This window comes from Sphingobacterium sp. G1-14 (assembly GCF_002196555.1).
Taxonomy (GTDB): Bacteria; Bacteroidota; Bacteroidia; order Sphingobacteriales; family Sphingobacteriaceae; genus Sphingobacterium; species Sphingobacterium siyangense.
Map to the genome: position 1 here is coordinate 6,007,201 of NZ_CP021381.1, position 16,247 is coordinate 6,023,447.

The 16,247-nt window shown below is 41.3% G+C and carries 12 protein-coding genes; 5 read left to right on the forward strand and 7 right to left on the reverse strand.

Annotation, left to right across the window (positions count from 1 at the left end):
* Positions 1-35 precede the first annotated feature (35 nt).
* From CBM24_RS25740 to CBM24_RS25750, 3 genes are all read right to left on the reverse strand, one after another.
* Complete coding sequence (locus CBM24_RS25740) at positions 36-752, reverse strand: DUF4198 domain-containing protein (RefSeq protein ID WP_088163242.1); 717 nt, start codon at positions 750-752, stop codon at positions 36-38.
* A gap of 387 nt (positions 753-1,139) precedes the next feature.
* A complete protein-coding gene (locus tag CBM24_RS25745; protein ID WP_075994515.1) occupies positions 1,140-1,952 on the reverse strand; it encodes an MBL fold metallo-hydrolase in 813 nt (270 codons plus the stop codon).
* A gap of 76 nt (positions 1,953-2,028) precedes the next feature.
* Positions 2,029-3,456 carry an L-serine ammonia-lyase gene (locus CBM24_RS25750; protein WP_075994516.1) on the reverse strand — a complete coding sequence of 476 codons (1,428 nt, stop codon included), beginning with the start codon at positions 3,454-3,456 and terminating at the stop codon, positions 2,029-2,031.
* A 215-nt stretch (positions 3,457-3,671) separates the two neighbouring features.
* Here CBM24_RS25750 and CBM24_RS25755 point away from each other — a divergent pair, with 215 nt between their 5' ends.
* On the forward strand, positions 3,672-5,219 hold the full coding sequence (locus tag CBM24_RS25755; RefSeq protein WP_088163243.1) for a glycoside hydrolase family 10 protein: 1,548 nt from the start codon (positions 3,672-3,674) through the stop codon (positions 5,217-5,219).
* A 95-nt stretch (positions 5,220-5,314) separates the two neighbouring features.
* Here CBM24_RS25755 and CBM24_RS25760 read toward each other — a convergent pair whose 3' ends face one another.
* Positions 5,315-7,021 carry a glycoside hydrolase family 3 protein gene (locus CBM24_RS25760; RefSeq protein WP_088163244.1) on the reverse strand — a complete coding sequence of 569 codons (1,707 nt, stop codon included), beginning with the start codon at positions 7,019-7,021 and terminating at the stop codon, positions 5,315-5,317.
* 258 nt (positions 7,022-7,279) lie between these two features.
* Here CBM24_RS25760 and CBM24_RS25770 point away from each other — a divergent pair, with 258 nt between their 5' ends.
* Positions 7,280-7,657: a hypothetical protein gene (locus CBM24_RS25770; protein WP_075993755.1), complete on the forward strand. Its 378-nt coding sequence runs from the start codon at positions 7,280-7,282 to the stop codon at positions 7,655-7,657.
* A complete protein-coding gene (locus CBM24_RS25775) occupies positions 7,654-8,634 on the forward strand; it encodes an IS3 family transposase (protein WP_157698357.1) in 981 nt (326 codons plus the stop codon). The genes CBM24_RS25770 and CBM24_RS25775 overlap by 4 nt, the downstream gene beginning before the upstream one ends.
* Before the next feature lie 357 nt (positions 8,635-8,991).
* On the opposite strand, the gene CBM24_RS25780 is transcribed toward CBM24_RS25775, so the two are convergent.
* The gene (locus CBM24_RS25780; protein WP_075994519.1) at positions 8,992-9,534 is read right to left on the reverse strand and encodes a TetR/AcrR family transcriptional regulator; all 543 of its coding nucleotides are present in this window, start codon (positions 9,532-9,534) and stop codon (positions 8,992-8,994) included.
* 218 nt (positions 9,535-9,752) lie between these two features.
* On the opposite strand from CBM24_RS25780, the gene CBM24_RS25785 reads away from it, so the two are divergent.
* Entirely contained in the window at positions 9,753-12,491 is a 2,739-nt protein-coding gene (locus CBM24_RS25785; protein WP_088163246.1) for an outer membrane beta-barrel protein, read from the forward strand.
* Between the two features lie 36 nt (positions 12,492-12,527).
* Here CBM24_RS25785 and CBM24_RS25790 read toward each other — a convergent pair whose 3' ends face one another.
* Positions 12,528-13,202, reverse strand: a complete 675-nt coding sequence (locus tag CBM24_RS25790; protein ID WP_075994521.1) for a response regulator transcription factor — start codon at positions 13,200-13,202, stop codon at positions 12,528-12,530.
* A 121-nt stretch (positions 13,203-13,323) separates the two neighbouring features.
* Complete coding sequence (locus CBM24_RS25795) at positions 13,324-14,760, reverse strand: sensor histidine kinase (RefSeq protein WP_088163247.1); 1,437 nt, start codon at positions 14,758-14,760, stop codon at positions 13,324-13,326.
* Positions 14,761-14,879: 119 nt separating this feature from the next.
* Here CBM24_RS25795 and CBM24_RS25800 point away from each other — a divergent pair, with 119 nt between their 5' ends.
* On the forward strand, positions 14,880-16,247 hold the full coding sequence (locus CBM24_RS25800; RefSeq protein WP_088163248.1) for a DUF4270 family protein: 1,368 nt from the start codon (positions 14,880-14,882) through the stop codon (positions 16,245-16,247).

Sequence of the window (16,247 nt, forward strand, 5' to 3'; positions counted from 1 at the left end):
GACCCTTTACTATTTTGTCTGCGCTGTATCTGCAGTTATTTGATGGTAATAAAAGTTGTACTTCCCTGCCATGCCGAAGCATAGGGTTTTCCTTCATGTTCACCTGCTGTCTCAGCAAACGTACTTGCTTCCAAAACGTATGGCCCCGACCAAATTGCATCAAATGTCAGGATACCATTCTCGTCCGCAACAAACTCTTTTCCCCAACCAGTAGCCGAAAAAACAGAAACTTTGGCCTGAGGCACAACTTTGCCAAAGCTGGTGATCTTTGCTTGTACGCTTTGTCCTTTTTTTGCGTTAGCCGCACCAAGCAACTCAATCTGCAATGGGCTTTTTACGGCCGTATAATCAAGTGTTGTAGACTTTCCTACGACAACAGGTACTAAGGAAGAAAATTCATACTTCGTTTTGCCGCCGAGATCTTTAGGTGCTTTAACTATTGACAGGAAATAGGTTCCTGCTGCTGTAGGTTGAAATGAACCGCTAAAGTGATCACCTTTATTCGTCAACTGAATCTTGACAGGCTCCTTTCCAGGGGCATGCAACATTAATGAGAAGTCCTTCACGTCGGAGTACCATTTGTCGATCTGATCTCTTTCATTCGTTGCAAACTCACCGTAATATACCTTGACTTCATGGGATTGGTTTAACGTCCCATAAGAAGATGATTCAATCCAAAGGGCATGTGCATGACTGGTATGACTACACAGTAATACCGCAAGAAATGTAAAAAATGAAATTAAAATTTTCATAATATGTTGATTGATGTTTAGTTTTCTTCAACTTATTATGGGAGAATTTGCTGGTTTAAGCGAGCTCTACAACGAATAAAACAATAAAATTCGTTATCTTGCAAGTTCTTCCATATCGTATATCGGGAGTAACTGACACAGCGTGCTGTTTCAGTCACCTACATTCAGTTGCCGCTGTATGTAGATTTACGCCATGTGATAGATTGCCGTCTATTACATGGTGTTTTTGTTTCTCTTTGTCCAAGTAAGCATACTATGAGTTATTTAGACTGATTAAAAACAAAGCAAATATAATAGGAAATCTTTTTAAATCAACTAATTTTTTTATTTTACAGTATTCTTACGCTTTAGTTGAAGACATAAAACGAACAAAAAGAGCATTTTAAACTAGGAAGAGAGTGCAGAAGGAATTGAAAAAGCTGTTACATGATTCTCTAGCACAACTTTCAGGTCGAATAATTCTGTTTCCTGATAGCGTGTTGCTACATGAAGCTGGATACGTTCGCAGTGTGGTTCGAAAGTTTGCTGCACCAGATCGACCGTATTATTCTCACCGGAGAGGTGAGTTAAGATAAGATGTTTAAGGCGATCGGTTTTATAAGCGTTAAACAGTTCGACGGCAACACGATTTGAAAGATGTCCCCAACCACTGCTGATCCGGTTTTTCAGAAAATACGAATAGCGTCCTGTACGCAACATTTCCTCATCATAATTTGATTCCAGAAGCAATACATCCGAATGCTGAATAACATGCTGTACATTTTCACAAGGCCGTCCTATATCCGTCAATACCCCGATATTGTATGTTCCATCTGAAACAAGGAAACTACAGGGTTCTTTGGCATCGTGATATTTGGGAATACCATACACCTTGAGACCTCCAATTTCAACGACTTCGTCCGGAGAGATTATATGGACCAAATGGGATGGAAGATGCAATCGGGTACCATCGTAACTCCCCTTGGTGATATAAACCGGTAGATTATATTTTTTGGCAAATACTGATAGGCCTCTGATATGATCAGAATGTTCATGGGTAATGAAAATTGCTTTGATCTGAGTCGGTAAAAGCCCCAGATTGTACATCCGAAGGTGTATATGTTTGCTGTTGATTCCAGCATCTATCAAAATAGCAGAATCATCTTTAGCCACATAATAACAGTTTCCATTACTTCCGGAGGCGATTGCACAATATTTCATTCGTTTACGCTATTTATAAGAATATATCTATTTTACCGCGTCAAAGATACGAAAAACGAGAAAACTCAGACAGTCATTAACATTCTGGCAAACTCAATGGAATATTGACGGCAAGTCCACCGTCTGCTGTTTCTTTATATTTAGCATTCATATCCAAAGCGGTCTCCCACATCGTCTTAACCACAGTATCCAGGCTCACTTTTGCCTTATCTGGGTTCGATTGCAGTGCTAACTGCGCAGCAGTAATTGCCTTAATGGCTCCCATAGTATTACGCTCAATACATGGAATCTGAACCAATCCACCAATTGGATCACATGTTAATCCAAGATGATGTTCCATCGCAATCTCGGCAGCCATCAGAACCTGACGCTGCGATCCACCCAACACTTCTGTCAGCGCTCCGGCAGCCATCGCTGAGGAAACGCCAATCTCCGCTTGACAGCCACCCATTGCAGCAGAGATCGTTGCATTTTTCTTAAAGATCGAACCGATTTCAGATGCTGTAAGAATAAATTGGATAATTTTGTTCTCACGCATTCCGTCGTGGAAAGTAATATAATATTGCAATACAGCCGGGATAACGCCCGAAGCTCCATTGGTAGGCGCTGTAACCACGCGTCCGAAAGAGGCGTTTTCTTCATTTACGGCAAGTGCAAAACAACTTACCCAATCAAGAATATATTGGAAGTTTTGGCCGCCCTCACGAATGGCCGCTATCCAGGACTCGTAATCTTGATAACTGCGTCCCTGCATTAATTTCTTATTTAGTTTGGCTGCTCTACGTTCAACATTTAAGCCCCCAGGTAATGTTCCGCCTGTATGACAGCCCCGGTAGATACATTCGTGTATTGTTTTATAAATATTCAATACGCCTGCTACGGTTTCACTTTCTTCACGCCATGCACATTCATTTTCAAGGACCAGCTCAGAGATTTTCAGCCCTGTTTTCATCGTCCAATGCAAGAGTTCGTGTGCAGTATCCACAGGGAATGGAAGATCTACTTCAGACAGGACGCTTTCCGTATCATTTTCTTGGACCACAAAACCGCCACCTATAGAATAATAAGTTTCGGTAATCGCCCTACCACTGGATAGGAAGGCCTGAAAGGTAACGGCATTGGGATGAAAAGGTAAGCTTTCGGCATATAGAAACAGGAGGTCTTCCTGGTAAGAAAAAGGAATCGTCCGTTCGCCAGCGACTTCCAGTTCACCGACCGCCTTGATATGTTCGACTTTGGGTGTCACTCTATTGACATCAAAGGTAACCGGATCATCTCCACTTAGCCCCAGTAGAACAGCAATATCAGTACCGTGCCCGGCACCGGTTTTCGCCAAAGAACCATATAGCAGAATTTTGACTTGTTCGACTTCATGCAATAGGCCTTTTGACTTGAGCACAGCGGTAAATTGCTGGGCTGCACGCCAAGGTCCTAAGGTATGCGAACTCGAGGGGCCGATACCAATCTTAAACATGTCAAAAACGGATATTTGTTCTTTGCTCATAATCTTTTTTATTGCGGTTAGCTGATCAAGCTATTGCTTTTGTGAAAACCGCAACTAAATTAGTACAAATAAAGTACAATGTTACCTGTATTTGCATTATTATCAATTTGAAAACCAAGCTCAGGTTCTTTTAACAAGTATCCAACAAACATCTTACATTTTTTAGGGAAAAAGTAAGAAATGCTTCCCTATCTTTGTTGGCTATAATTTATAGAATGACGGGAAAAACATATTTATATTCTTTTTTTACCATTGTTATCTGTTTATTTTCGATTAGAACGTATTCCCAACAACTACCTAAGCGGGAGTTTCGTGGAGTGTGGGTTGCAACCATAGGTAATATAGACTGGCCCTCTGTCAAAGCGGGCAATAATGTCGCACTGCAAAAACAGGAGTTTATTGATTTACTGGACCAACACCGCAGCGCGGGGCTGAATGCGATTATTTTGCAGGTGCGTCCTGCTGCCGATGCTTTCTATGCAAAGGGCAGAGAACCCTGGAGTAGATACCTGACCGGAAAACAAGGCCTGCCTCCGTCACCATTTTATGACCCCCTGGAATTTGCGATCACCGAGGCCCACAAAAGAGGGATGGAGCTACATGCCTGGTTCAATCCGTATCGCGCATCAACAACATTAAATCCGGCCCATTTTTCGGATGACCATATTACCAAGCGCCACCCAGAATGGTTCTTCACCTATGCTGGCAAGAAGCTTTTCAACCCAGGTATTCCGGAAGTGCGTAAATATATCATTGATGTGATTATGGATGTAGTCAAAAACTACGATGTAGATGGTATTCATTTCGATGATTACTTTTACCCCTATCCTGATAGCAGAAATACACCGGTACCGGATCAGATTACCTTTGGTCAATATAACAACGGGATCGAGAAAATTGACGACTGGCGACGCAACAATGTCAACGTACTGGTACACGATCTTGGTGTTGCCATCAAAAAGATAAAACCTTATGTAAAATATGGCATTAGCCCCTGTGGCGTATGGGACAACAAAGAAAATAATTCTGCTGGCTCAGATACCCGTGGGCTGAGTGCTTACCGTGAACTATATGCTGATGGTGTAAAATGGATGCAGGAAGGCTGGATAGACTACATCAATCCCCAGATCTACTTTCCTTTCAAAAATCGTGCTGCAGCATATGAGATCTTAGTTGACTGGTGGCAGAAACACACCTATGGCCGTCACTTTTATGTGGGGCATGGGGCTTATCGTGTTACAGAAAATAAAATAGGCTGGACAGACCGCAGCCAAATTCCCAGACAGGTACGCCACTTAAGAGAGGAGCACGACGTGGAAGGAAGTATTTATTTCAGTTCCAAATCACTCACGGACAATCTTGTTGGACTGCAGGATTCCATGCGAAATGACCTGTATCGTACACCAGCTTTACCCCCTACAATGCCGTGGTTAGATAGTATCCCACCCAATGCACCTTTCGGTCTTCTGGTTAAAAATTCGGCCAATGGTAAAATGAACACCTTATTTTGGCAAAAACCAGATTTGGCCACTGATGGGGAGTCTGCTTATGGCTACGTGGTCTATCGGTTCAATCTCGATGAAAAAGTGAACATTAAGGATCCTGGAAAAATCATCTTTATCACCTTTGATGGCGATAAGCTTCAATATACGGATGACGATATCAAGCAGCATCAACAGTACAAATATGTCGTTACAGCTATTGATCGCATGAAAAATGAAAGTAAGCCATCAGATAGCAGGAGTGCTAACGAAGAAATTTAGAATTTGACAAAAAAATGCCTCTTCCTAAATGGCTTTGCTAATGCAATGGGACCATTTTCGGAAGAGGCATCCTGTTTGTGTGATTTTATAATACGTTATTTCCCCTGTCCGTATTTAAATTTTTTGTTGATCGTAACCGGAAGTTTTCCTTTCGGCGTATTTTGCCCCAAAATCGTTTTTACTGCTGCTTTCTGCATGAAGGCATCATTTTGATAAGCCAGCAAAATTGTCTTTGCTTTTTTCGTCGCCTCAAAACCATCCAAAGCATAGGCATTGGTAAATAAGGTCAAGATCGATTTTTTCGCAAATTTCTTCATCAAGCTCTGAACATCTTTATTCAATACCATGGTCGGACGTGGACGAAGTCTCGTGTCATGCACGGCGATAATAAATTGTTTATTTTTCTTGATTTCTTTGGTAATACGTTTAATATCATCCTTACTCATGCTGTCTGTGACGAAATACTGTGTTTCATTGGTCAGCGCACTCGCTAATTCATTCTGGAAAGTCTGATTAGCCGTAATTCCGATATTGATAATAGCGGTAGGTAAATCCTTTTTGAATGATTTTATTTTTTCGGTAGAATTTAATGCTGTGATCGCTGCATTTGACAGTTCGTCAATGAGCTGAACCGCTGAGGCACGATGTAAATCATTGTATAGATTCTGTGGTGCTGTGGCCTGATATTTATCTAAACCAAGCCATAATTTGGCGGCCAGCACTCTTTTAACACGCGCATCAATATCTGCCTGTGCTATGCGTCCCTCTTCAATGGCTTTTAGGATCAAGTCGATCGCACGTTTGCTATTCTCCGATACTTCAAGTAAGTCATGTCCTGCGATAATCGCCTGTACGTCGGCTTCTCCATTTGGGAAAAACTTCTTTACGCCTTTCATATCCATTGCATCGGTGACTGCTAGCCCTTTAAAGCCAAGTTCGTTACGTAAAAGGTCCGTAACGACCTTTTTAGAGATGGAAGATGGCATATTAGGTGTATCGTCCAAACTCGGGATATTCATGTGCGCCACCATAACAGCAGGTGCTCCAGCTTTGATAAGTTCTTTGAACGGATACATTTCCAGGGTATCTAAGCGTTTTTTGTCAAAAGGAAGTTGTGGCAAATCATAATGAGAATCCACATCTGTATCTCCATGACCCGGAAAGTGTTTAATGGAAGCTAATATACCGCCATCCACCATACCGTCCATATACGCTTTTGCTTTCTGGGTTACATTATATTTATTATCACCAAAGGAGCGGATACCAATAACCGGATTTTTAGGGTTATTGTTGATATCCACATCGGGTGCAAAATTGAAATGCATACCTATACGTTGGAAATCTAAGGCAACCTCACGTCCCATGCGATAGATCAACTGATTATCTTGGACGGCTCCTAAAGTCATCTGATAAGGAAAGGACAATGTTGAATCCGGCATACGCATACCTAATCCCCACTCGCCATCAAAAGTCATCATCAAAGGTACTTTGGACAGGGATTGATAGCGATTGAACATATCGACATGACGTACGGGACCGCCCTGAAAAACAACTAGACCACCCAAATGTTCGTCCTGTATCACCTGAGCTACCGAGTCAATATACTTCTGCCCTAGATTGGTGTGTGCTCTAACCAAAAATAACTGAGCGACTTTTTCTTTTGGCGTCAAGGTATTGAATACCGCATCGACCCATTCATGCTGCGAGTTGATGTATTTCACAAAATCTTTTTTGTCCTGAGCTTTCAAAAAAGAAATTGTGCCGACTAATGCCAATATTCCCAGACCGAGTTTTTTGAACATAAATTAGTTTGTATAATGTATTTAAAATAGAACTACTAAGAACGTTATTATTTTGGACAATATGAAATTGTTTTTGCAACAATTTCATATAAACATGCACAAAACAGCATTTCAATACAACGCACAAGGGGTACTGAAGACTTGTATATTTGAGAAAATAAACTTGAGACCCGAGAGATCTATTGTTTTACATCAAGCGATGTCCATTCCTGAAAAAGGTTTACAAAAACCGAATATTAAAATCTTAAATTTAATATTATGAAAAAGCGTATGACAAAACGTAAATCAGGGGGACAGCAAGTTTACAGTGATAGCTTCAAGATCCTCGTTTCCAGAGAATACCTTGCCGGCAAGCTGAGTTATTCGCAACTTGCCCAGAAGTACAATCTTCCGGGGGAAGCCACTCCGCGGTATTTTATGAAATGGTACCAGCAGTGGGAAAACAATCTGGAGCTGGAAGTTTCCCAGACTGTTGAGCCAGAAGACACTGGGGTGAAAAATGAGCAGGATCTCAGGGATGAACTCTTCCAGGCGAACCTCAAAATTACTGCCCTGGAGATGTTGATCAAAAAAGCGGAGGAGCTCCATGGGGCTGATTTTGTAAAAAAGTCTGGGGCCAAATCGTCCAAGAAATGAAGTCGTGTTACCAGAATGTTTCGGTCTCCAGACTTTGTGGACTATTTGGCAGAACAAGGCAATCCTACTATAAATATATGGGCAGAGAACAGGAATACTCCGTTCGCAGCGGGCTTGTGCTGGCGCGGGTACGTGAAATTCGGAAGGACTCCCATCGCATGGGTACCCTTAAACTCCGCAGCATATTGGTCAAAGAAATGGGTAGTGCGATGGTTGGACTGGGAAGGGACGCTTTCTTCAGACTGTTGCGCGAAAATGACCTTTTGGTCAAATGCAAACGCAGGTATGCCATCACCACCCAGTCCGACCACCGTTTCAAAAAGTGGCCCGACCTTGTGCAGCGCAGGCAGGCCCTGCGTCCCGAGCAGATATGGGTAAGTGACATCACCTACATCCGCATCCGGGACAAATGGATCTACCTGTGCCTGGTCACAGATGCCTATTCCCGAAAGATCGTGGGCTACAAACTTACGCACAGGCCAACAGCACAGGCCTGTATATCAGCGCTCAGGATGGCAATATCACATAGAATGTATCCACAGAGCGATCTGACCCACCACTCCGATCGCGGCATCCAGTATTGCAGTACAAATTATGTCACTATATTGCAGGAAAATAGGATTACAATAAGCATGACACAATCCGGAAGCCCGTACGACAATGCCGTGGCAGAAAGGCTAAATGGCATCCTAAAAAGCGAATATCGCATGGCTGAGACCTTTCCAGACTACAAAACGGCACTTGCACAGCTGGTCAAGGCAGTCAATATATACAATCATTTTAGGCCACATATGTCCTGCAATATGATGTCTCCCCAGCAGGCACATCAGCAATTGCAGAACCAAAAAGTTCCCAAAATGTTTCAAAGACGTAACGCTGAGTCAAAAAAGTTCCGCAGCAAAACTAGGGAAACTGTGGTTAGGGAAAGGACAACCGATAACAGTCAGAAAACGGACAATGACAACCAAATCCAGTAGAAAAAATAGGATGTAAAATCTATATAGTAATCTGTTCGGTAAATGTAAACCTATTTCAGTATAAGACACGAGGTAAACCGGGGTAGCAAGCCAGGGACTCTTTCAATGTTTGTTCGGTGCTTCTTCGGTACTTGTTCGGAGCTCCTTCGGTGCTGCTTCGGTTGCAACCGAAGAAAATACGACTAAGTACCGTTTTATCTTCGCAGAAATAACGTCTTATCGCCGAAGTTGGTATCCACTATGAACAGATTATTTTGCGACCTATAACGTGTCTACCAGGCCACATTTATTTTCATGAGCAGCGATACATTAAGACCGAAACAGGTTGCAGGAAATAGAATAATTTAAGCATGAACTCTAAATCAGATGATACTTTTTCTCGAGAAAGAGTGTCAACTCCATGGTATTTTCGAGTTCTCCAATGGCCTCTTTTTTCCATAGGGTATCTATGATCAGCAATAAGAATTCTGTCTCAAACTCAGGACTCTCATAGCCCAGCTCTTTAAAAGCACGATGAATAATAGGCTGAACAGGTTTCATAAATTGTTCATGCTGCTGTTTGGAAAACGGGTGATGAGACAAACGCTCCTGCAATCTCCAGAATATGGGTTCTGCACTGACCAACTTGCCCGGGAGGTTTATCATCGTGCGCAGAAATTCCTTTGGTTCACGATAGGTCATCATACCACGGTGATGTGTAAGGACCTTACGATAACCTGATTTAATCAAATAAACCAACAGTGCGTCTTTATTCCCAAAATGTTTAAAGATTAATGCTTCGGAGACTCCTGCATTTTGGGCAATCGTTTTGGTAGAGGTATTCGTATAGCCTTGATCTGAAAAAAGCAACAATGCTTCTTTCATAATACGCTCTTTTCTACTCAAAACACTTTCTTTCATCTTTTATTTTTTTAATCTATATCCGTATATCACTAGATCGTTATACAGATTTGTTCAGTTGATTTTATAATTCTACTGCAAATATATCTAATCTTTCCATTCACTTGGGGTTATTGTAACTAAAATGATAATAATTCGTAACAAATAGTGCCATATTTTTGGGAAATAAAATTATATAACCGTCAACAATACATTAAAACACATTTGTACCTCGACCGATGAAGACCAAACTTTGGACCATTTTGATCTTTTCTATCTGCTTATTATTGGGTACAAACGGGCAAGCCCAACAGTATATTACGGGCAAGTTGCTCGATAATACGACTTCGCAGCCTATCAGAGGTGCAAGCATCACCATTATCGCGGTAAAAGATTCCAGTAAAGTACAGGTTCCTACAGATATTTTGGGCAGGTTCAGCAGTAGCACACTTCCCAATGGAGATTATCTGGTCAGCACACAGCCGATGGGCTACAGCATGGATCTTCGGCGTGTAAAACTAATCGGCCAAACGATCGATCTAACGTTTAAACTCACTAATGCCGAAATTGTACTGGATGAAATTAACATTTCTTCGAGCAGTATACAGGTTAAAGGGGATACACTTGAATTTGACACCAAGAAATATGTCACACAGGATTTTGCAGATGCTGACGAATTGGTCAAACAGATTCCCGGTGTTGAAATTGATGACGATGGCAATGTAAAAGCACAGGGAGAACCTGTCAATAAGATTATTATTGACGGTAGGGAGTTTTTTAGCACCGATCCGAAGGTTGCCTTAAAAAACCTTCCGGCCGATGTGATTGCTAAGATCCAGATTATCGATGACAAAACTGAGCAGGCCAAATTTAGTGGTTTTGACGATGGAAAACGTATGAAAGTGATCAATATCGTCACCAAGCCCGAGAAAAGAAAATCATATTTTGGCAAGCTCTCTGGTGGAGTGGGTCCCGACCAGAAATATGCTATAAATACCCAGGTGACCAAAATGAATCCCAAACGTCAGTATGCTATCGACATCAATACCAACAATGTCAATCAGCCCAACGGCTTTGCTCCACGTGGAAACACAAGAGGACGTACCGGACAGGGAGTGACAACTCGCTTCAACGCCGGGTTCAACTATTTGGATCGTTTTTTCGATGACCGAATGGATTTCAATGCGAATTACACGTACAACTACACGGAAAATAATATCCTTAGCCAAAGTAAAACAGAATATACGGCAGGCAACCGGGCCAACCAAATCAACAATCAGGATCAATTAAACAGCACTTACAGCAACAATCATGCACTCTCTATCCGCGCAAACTGGAAGATAGATTCTATTCAGAAACTTGACTTTCAACCTAATTTTTCCTATCAGAATAATGACAGGAATACAAGTTCTACAGGCAATACGTTATTAAATCTTACAGAAATACTTAATAGCTCTGATCGTAGGAACAACAGTTTTGGAGAAAATTTCAACTGGGGAGGAGACCTCACTTACATGCGGAGACTCAACAAACCGGGGCGCACGATCAGTTTTAATTTCAATGGTTCATTTAACAGCAACAAGAGCCATGCTGAAAATTTTGCACTGAATTCCTATTATAAAGACGGGCTATTTAACCGGGTCGATACCGTCAACAACAGGAATTACTCCATTGGTGATAATAATGGTTTTCGCTCAAAGATAGCTTATACCGAGATGTTCGGTACGTATTCACGGCTGCAAGGGAATTATACTTTTCGGAATACGGCGCGCTACTCGGACCGCAAGACCTATGAATTTCTGGTCGAAACAGGTCAGCTAGGTGAATTAAAAAACCGTCTTTCCAATGAATTTCGTAATGATTTTGTTTACCATAGCGGTGGAGTATCCTACTTATTTAACAAAAAAGACAGTATAAGATTTCAGATTGGCTTAGATTATCAGACGGCTTCCCAGGTCAATGATAAATTGTTTCCCAATACACTGACCACAAAAAGCCACTTCAATAGTTTGCTGCCCAATCTAAACTTCCAGTATAATTTCAATAAAGACACGCGGGTTGAGTTTCGGTATAATGCAAAGACGAACACTCCTTCTATCGATCAATTACAGGATTTTATAGACAATCAAAATCCACTACGCATTAGCTCGGGGAATCCGGATCTAAAGCAAGAATATGACCACAACCTTGTGGTACAATTTAGATCAATCAATAAAGGTTCGGGCAGAAGTTTTACCTCAGACTTTACAGTAGATTTTATTGAGCATAAAATCTCCAATACCATTTTCACCACAGATTCAGCCTTTACGATCACAGCGGATGTTATACTCGGGCCGGGGGGGCAATACATCAGGCCTGAAAATTTCAATGGTGTCTATAACCTGAAATGGCAAAATAGCCTTGGATACCGCTTTGAACCATTGAAACTTAATTTCAACCTAAACAATAACCTCTATTTCAACCAGAATTACACCTTATTGAATCTCGAAAAGGTCAATGCGCAAACCTACGGCCTAAGTCAACGGGTCGGTGTAAACACGGCATTTAGCAAGGATATCATCATCGGATTGGATTACAATGGAAACATCGCCTTTTCCAAGAACTCCGCAAGCGAGAAATCGAATTATTCGGTCTATAAACATACCATTGGCAATTCCATTGCATTGACCTTGTTAAAAACATGGACGCTCAATTCAACATTCAACTACCTTTACAATGGCAGCATTCTGAATTCACCAAGTACAACAAGTTTGTTATGGAACGTCTCTATAGGCAAGAAATTGTTCAAGCGTAGGAATGCCGAAATCAATCTCACGGTATTTGATCTATTTAATGACAATAAAAACATTAATCAGCAGGTCAATGATCTTTGGGTACGAGTTTCGCAATCCAACGCCATAACGCGCTATGCCATATTAAGTTTTACCTACCATATCCGGGGACTTGGCGGAAAAGGAGAAATGAAAACCCGTCGTTAATATGCACCATCATCGCCAATCCACGTGGAACACCTCTCAATCGACGGTAAGCATGTAGCCCACTCCTCTGACATTGATAATCTTGATGCGATCATCCTGACTGAGGTATTTCCGGATACGGCTGATGAACACATCCAGACTCCGTCCCGTGAAATACTTATCATGGCTCCAATAGGCTCGCATGATATCCTCCCGCGGTATGACTTTATCTTTTTGTTCATACAGTTTCCGCAGCAGTTCACTTTCGCGGAAAGACAGCTTAAGTACCTCACCCTGATAAGTCAACTGATGTTTTAAGCTATCGAGGCTATAGTCTCCTATCATCAGCTTTTGGCCGAATAACATCTTAGGACTATTTTTCAACAAGGATTCTATCCGCACAACGAGCTCTTCAATCTTAAACGGCTTTTTGACATAATCGTCCCCGCCCAAACGAAATCCCCTCACAACATCCTCTGTCTGCACTTTGGCTGTCAAGAAGATAATGGGCACCTGCGTATCTGATTCGCGTATTTTTGTTGCCAATGTAAAGCCATCCATGACGGGCATCATGACATCGACGACCAAAATATCTGGCCGAGCCGCTGTAAATGCTTCCAAAGCTTCGTGACCATTACTGCAATGGGTAACATGAAATCCATTAGCTTCCAGGCTATCGGCAACGATCATTCCGAGACTTGGCTCGTCTTCTACATATAAAATTTCAATCATAGGGTTGTCATTCAATCAAAATATATTTCGGCCTTGTTTCAAAGACATCTTTCGGATAAATCAGCCTATTTACTGCGCTATAAAAAGCCCTATTTCCGCTCAGAAAAATAAACAATGCTGTTTATTCGTACGGTAATCGGATATTAAAGGTACTTCCTTTTTCCAGTTCACTATCGACGGTAATCTTGCCATCGTGCCTCTTTACCACCTGCTTGACATAAGCAAGCCCCAAACCAAAGCCCTTTACATCGTGCAGATTACCCGAAGGAACCCGAAAGAACATATCAAAAATCTGATTATGGTATTCTGAAGGAATTCCCTTACCATTATCTGTAATACGAATATGGACATTTTCTTTCATTTCCTTTACTTCCACTTCAATATAAACCTGCTGTCCAGCGTATTTTATCGCATTTTCCAACAAATTATTGATCACATTCTTTAGATGGGCTTCATCACCATTGATCCTTATTTCACTTGGAACAGCAATAAGCTTAAAGTCCACTCGCTTAATTTTATTCAGCTGAGCAACTTCAATGGCTCCCTTCACCATGGCGACAAGATCGAAGTCAGTACGTTGCAAAACAATGCCCCTTGTTGCATCGATATCCATTTGAAGCACTTTTTCAATCATATTGGATAGATGTTCCAGTTCTTTTTTGGAGATATTCAGATAGCGATTCATCTTTTCCCTATCATCCTGTACACCATACAACTGTATCGCTTCTATGGCTGCCATGACTGTAGATACCGGTGTTTTGAGTTCATGTGTCATGTTATCAACGAAGTTCTTACGCAGCTCGGCCATCTTATTTTGGTTGAGAATGGTTTTCATCAAATAGAAGAACGTCCCGAGCAGCAGTCCAATCAAGAGCAGTGAGATGAGCAGCTGCCAGCTTAAGCTATACAGCAGATACTTCCAATCCTCCTGAAACTTGATCACAAGAAATTCATTTTTTAATGGGTTAACCATCATGGGTCTCGTCCAAGCAAGATTTGCTTCGCGGTACTTGCGGCGCGCATCTTTGATTTGATCGTGTGGAATCGTGACAATAGCCATTTCAAATGGTACTGAAATGCTCTTATTGTTCAGGGATTCTTTAAACTTTCTTTCAATTAACTCCAGGTTGGCTTTGTTCATCTCAAAGTCGCGGAACAGAAAGGGCGGTATAATTGCGCCTTGCCCTTCCCGGTCTTTGGGAAACATTTTCTCCCGTCTGTTGTGGATCTCGCGATCAAATCGCTCTGTTTTAGGCCGTTCGGTATTTACACGTTGTAAAGCCTTATCCAATTCAGCAGCGGGCACTAAAGCCGAGAGCTCCCGTTTTACATCTTGGAGGAGGCGATTCCGGTCCGCTTCTGGCCCATCTAACTGCCGATCACCATTTCGCGCTTGGTATGCCTCCTGGACCGCATTGAAGAGCGAACGCTCAGCGGTAGAAAGAAACAGGTCGCGACGATTTGTATAACTTCCATAAAGCCAAATCCCCAGTACAACAGTAATTCCTGCCCCTATTAAAACGATCAAACTGATCAGTAATTTAAATCTTCTACCCATAACTAAAACAAATTTAAATTACTAGATTTGCAATCGCTGTGGTAATTAACCATATTTAACAAAATATAACACTGATTAACAGTTCGCATTGATTACTTTTGCACTATTCAAAAATTAATATGATTAAAGACTTTAAGAGACGTAGTATTCAACTTTTACTTCCACTTTTTACATTGGCCGCTTTTGTTGGTTGTAATAAAGACATTTCGCTCTCATTGGATAGTTCAAGAGATGAAACAATCGGTTTAGTACCAATTGATACGGTTTCCGCCAAAGTTTCGACTTATCAATTGGACGATATTCCGACTTCCTCTACTGGAACAATGCTCGTTGGAAAGAACAGCGATGCTGTTACGGGTAGTATGAAGTCTACCGCTTATATGCGCCTTGGAGTAGGAACGATAAGTAATGCTTCTATTCCAGATGACGCTACCTTGGATTCTGTGACCTTGGTATTAACACCTAACAAATACTCTTACGGTGACACAACGAAAGTACAAAAGATATCGGTACACCGTGTTACGGAAGAAATTACGCAAACACAGATTGATTTAACCAAACCAGTTGATGAACGTCCTGTTTTTGTCACTTCAGCGGCAATCTTCAGTAAGCAAAAGTTTGCCTATGAAAATACGCCACTGGCAGAACTATCCTTTAAACCACGTATACAATCAGCAGATTCATTATTCTTTAGATTCAACAGTACCATTAGCAATGAGCTGTTTACGATGATCAAAAATAATGACAACCGGATTCAGAACAGCACAAGCTTTCAGGAGTATTTCAAAGGATTGGCACTTGTTCCTGACAACGGAAACACGGCTTTGATCGGTTTTAAAGACACCGTATTTCTACAAGTTCACTATTCATTCCTGAATAATGAAGGAACGAAATCTGTTGGTAAGCAATATTTTTCCATTGATAACAAGGCCTATCAGTACAATCAGATTGAAGCGGATCGCTCTGCAACAAAGTTTGCGCCTATGAGCTTAAAAAATCCTCAAATTGCGAGTCAACAAACTGATGGAAATGTGTTTTTAGAAGGCTCAACGGGTGTTGTAGCAAAAATTGAATTCCCAACGTTATTAGAATTGGTTAATAATCCATCAATTGCGATTAATAAGGCTGAACTTGTCATTGAAGTCCCTAACGGAGCTTCCTCGATTTTTGATCAGCCTCAGAGTTTGGTCTTAATGGTGGCAAGTAATAATGGAAATCCGATTAGTTTGGTCACTTCACCTTATTCGACAACAACACAACAAGCAACATTAGTGCGAGGAAATGATTTTGGTTCGAATGGAACATATACATTCAATCTGATTGAATATTTAACAAAAATTAAAACAACAGCATACAATAATACTTCATTATATCTATCTTTACCGACATCGGGTTTGTTTTCAACTGGAAATAGGTTAATATTGGCAAAAGATAATGAGAATGATCCGAAAATTAAATTAAACATCCTTTATACTAAATTTCAATAA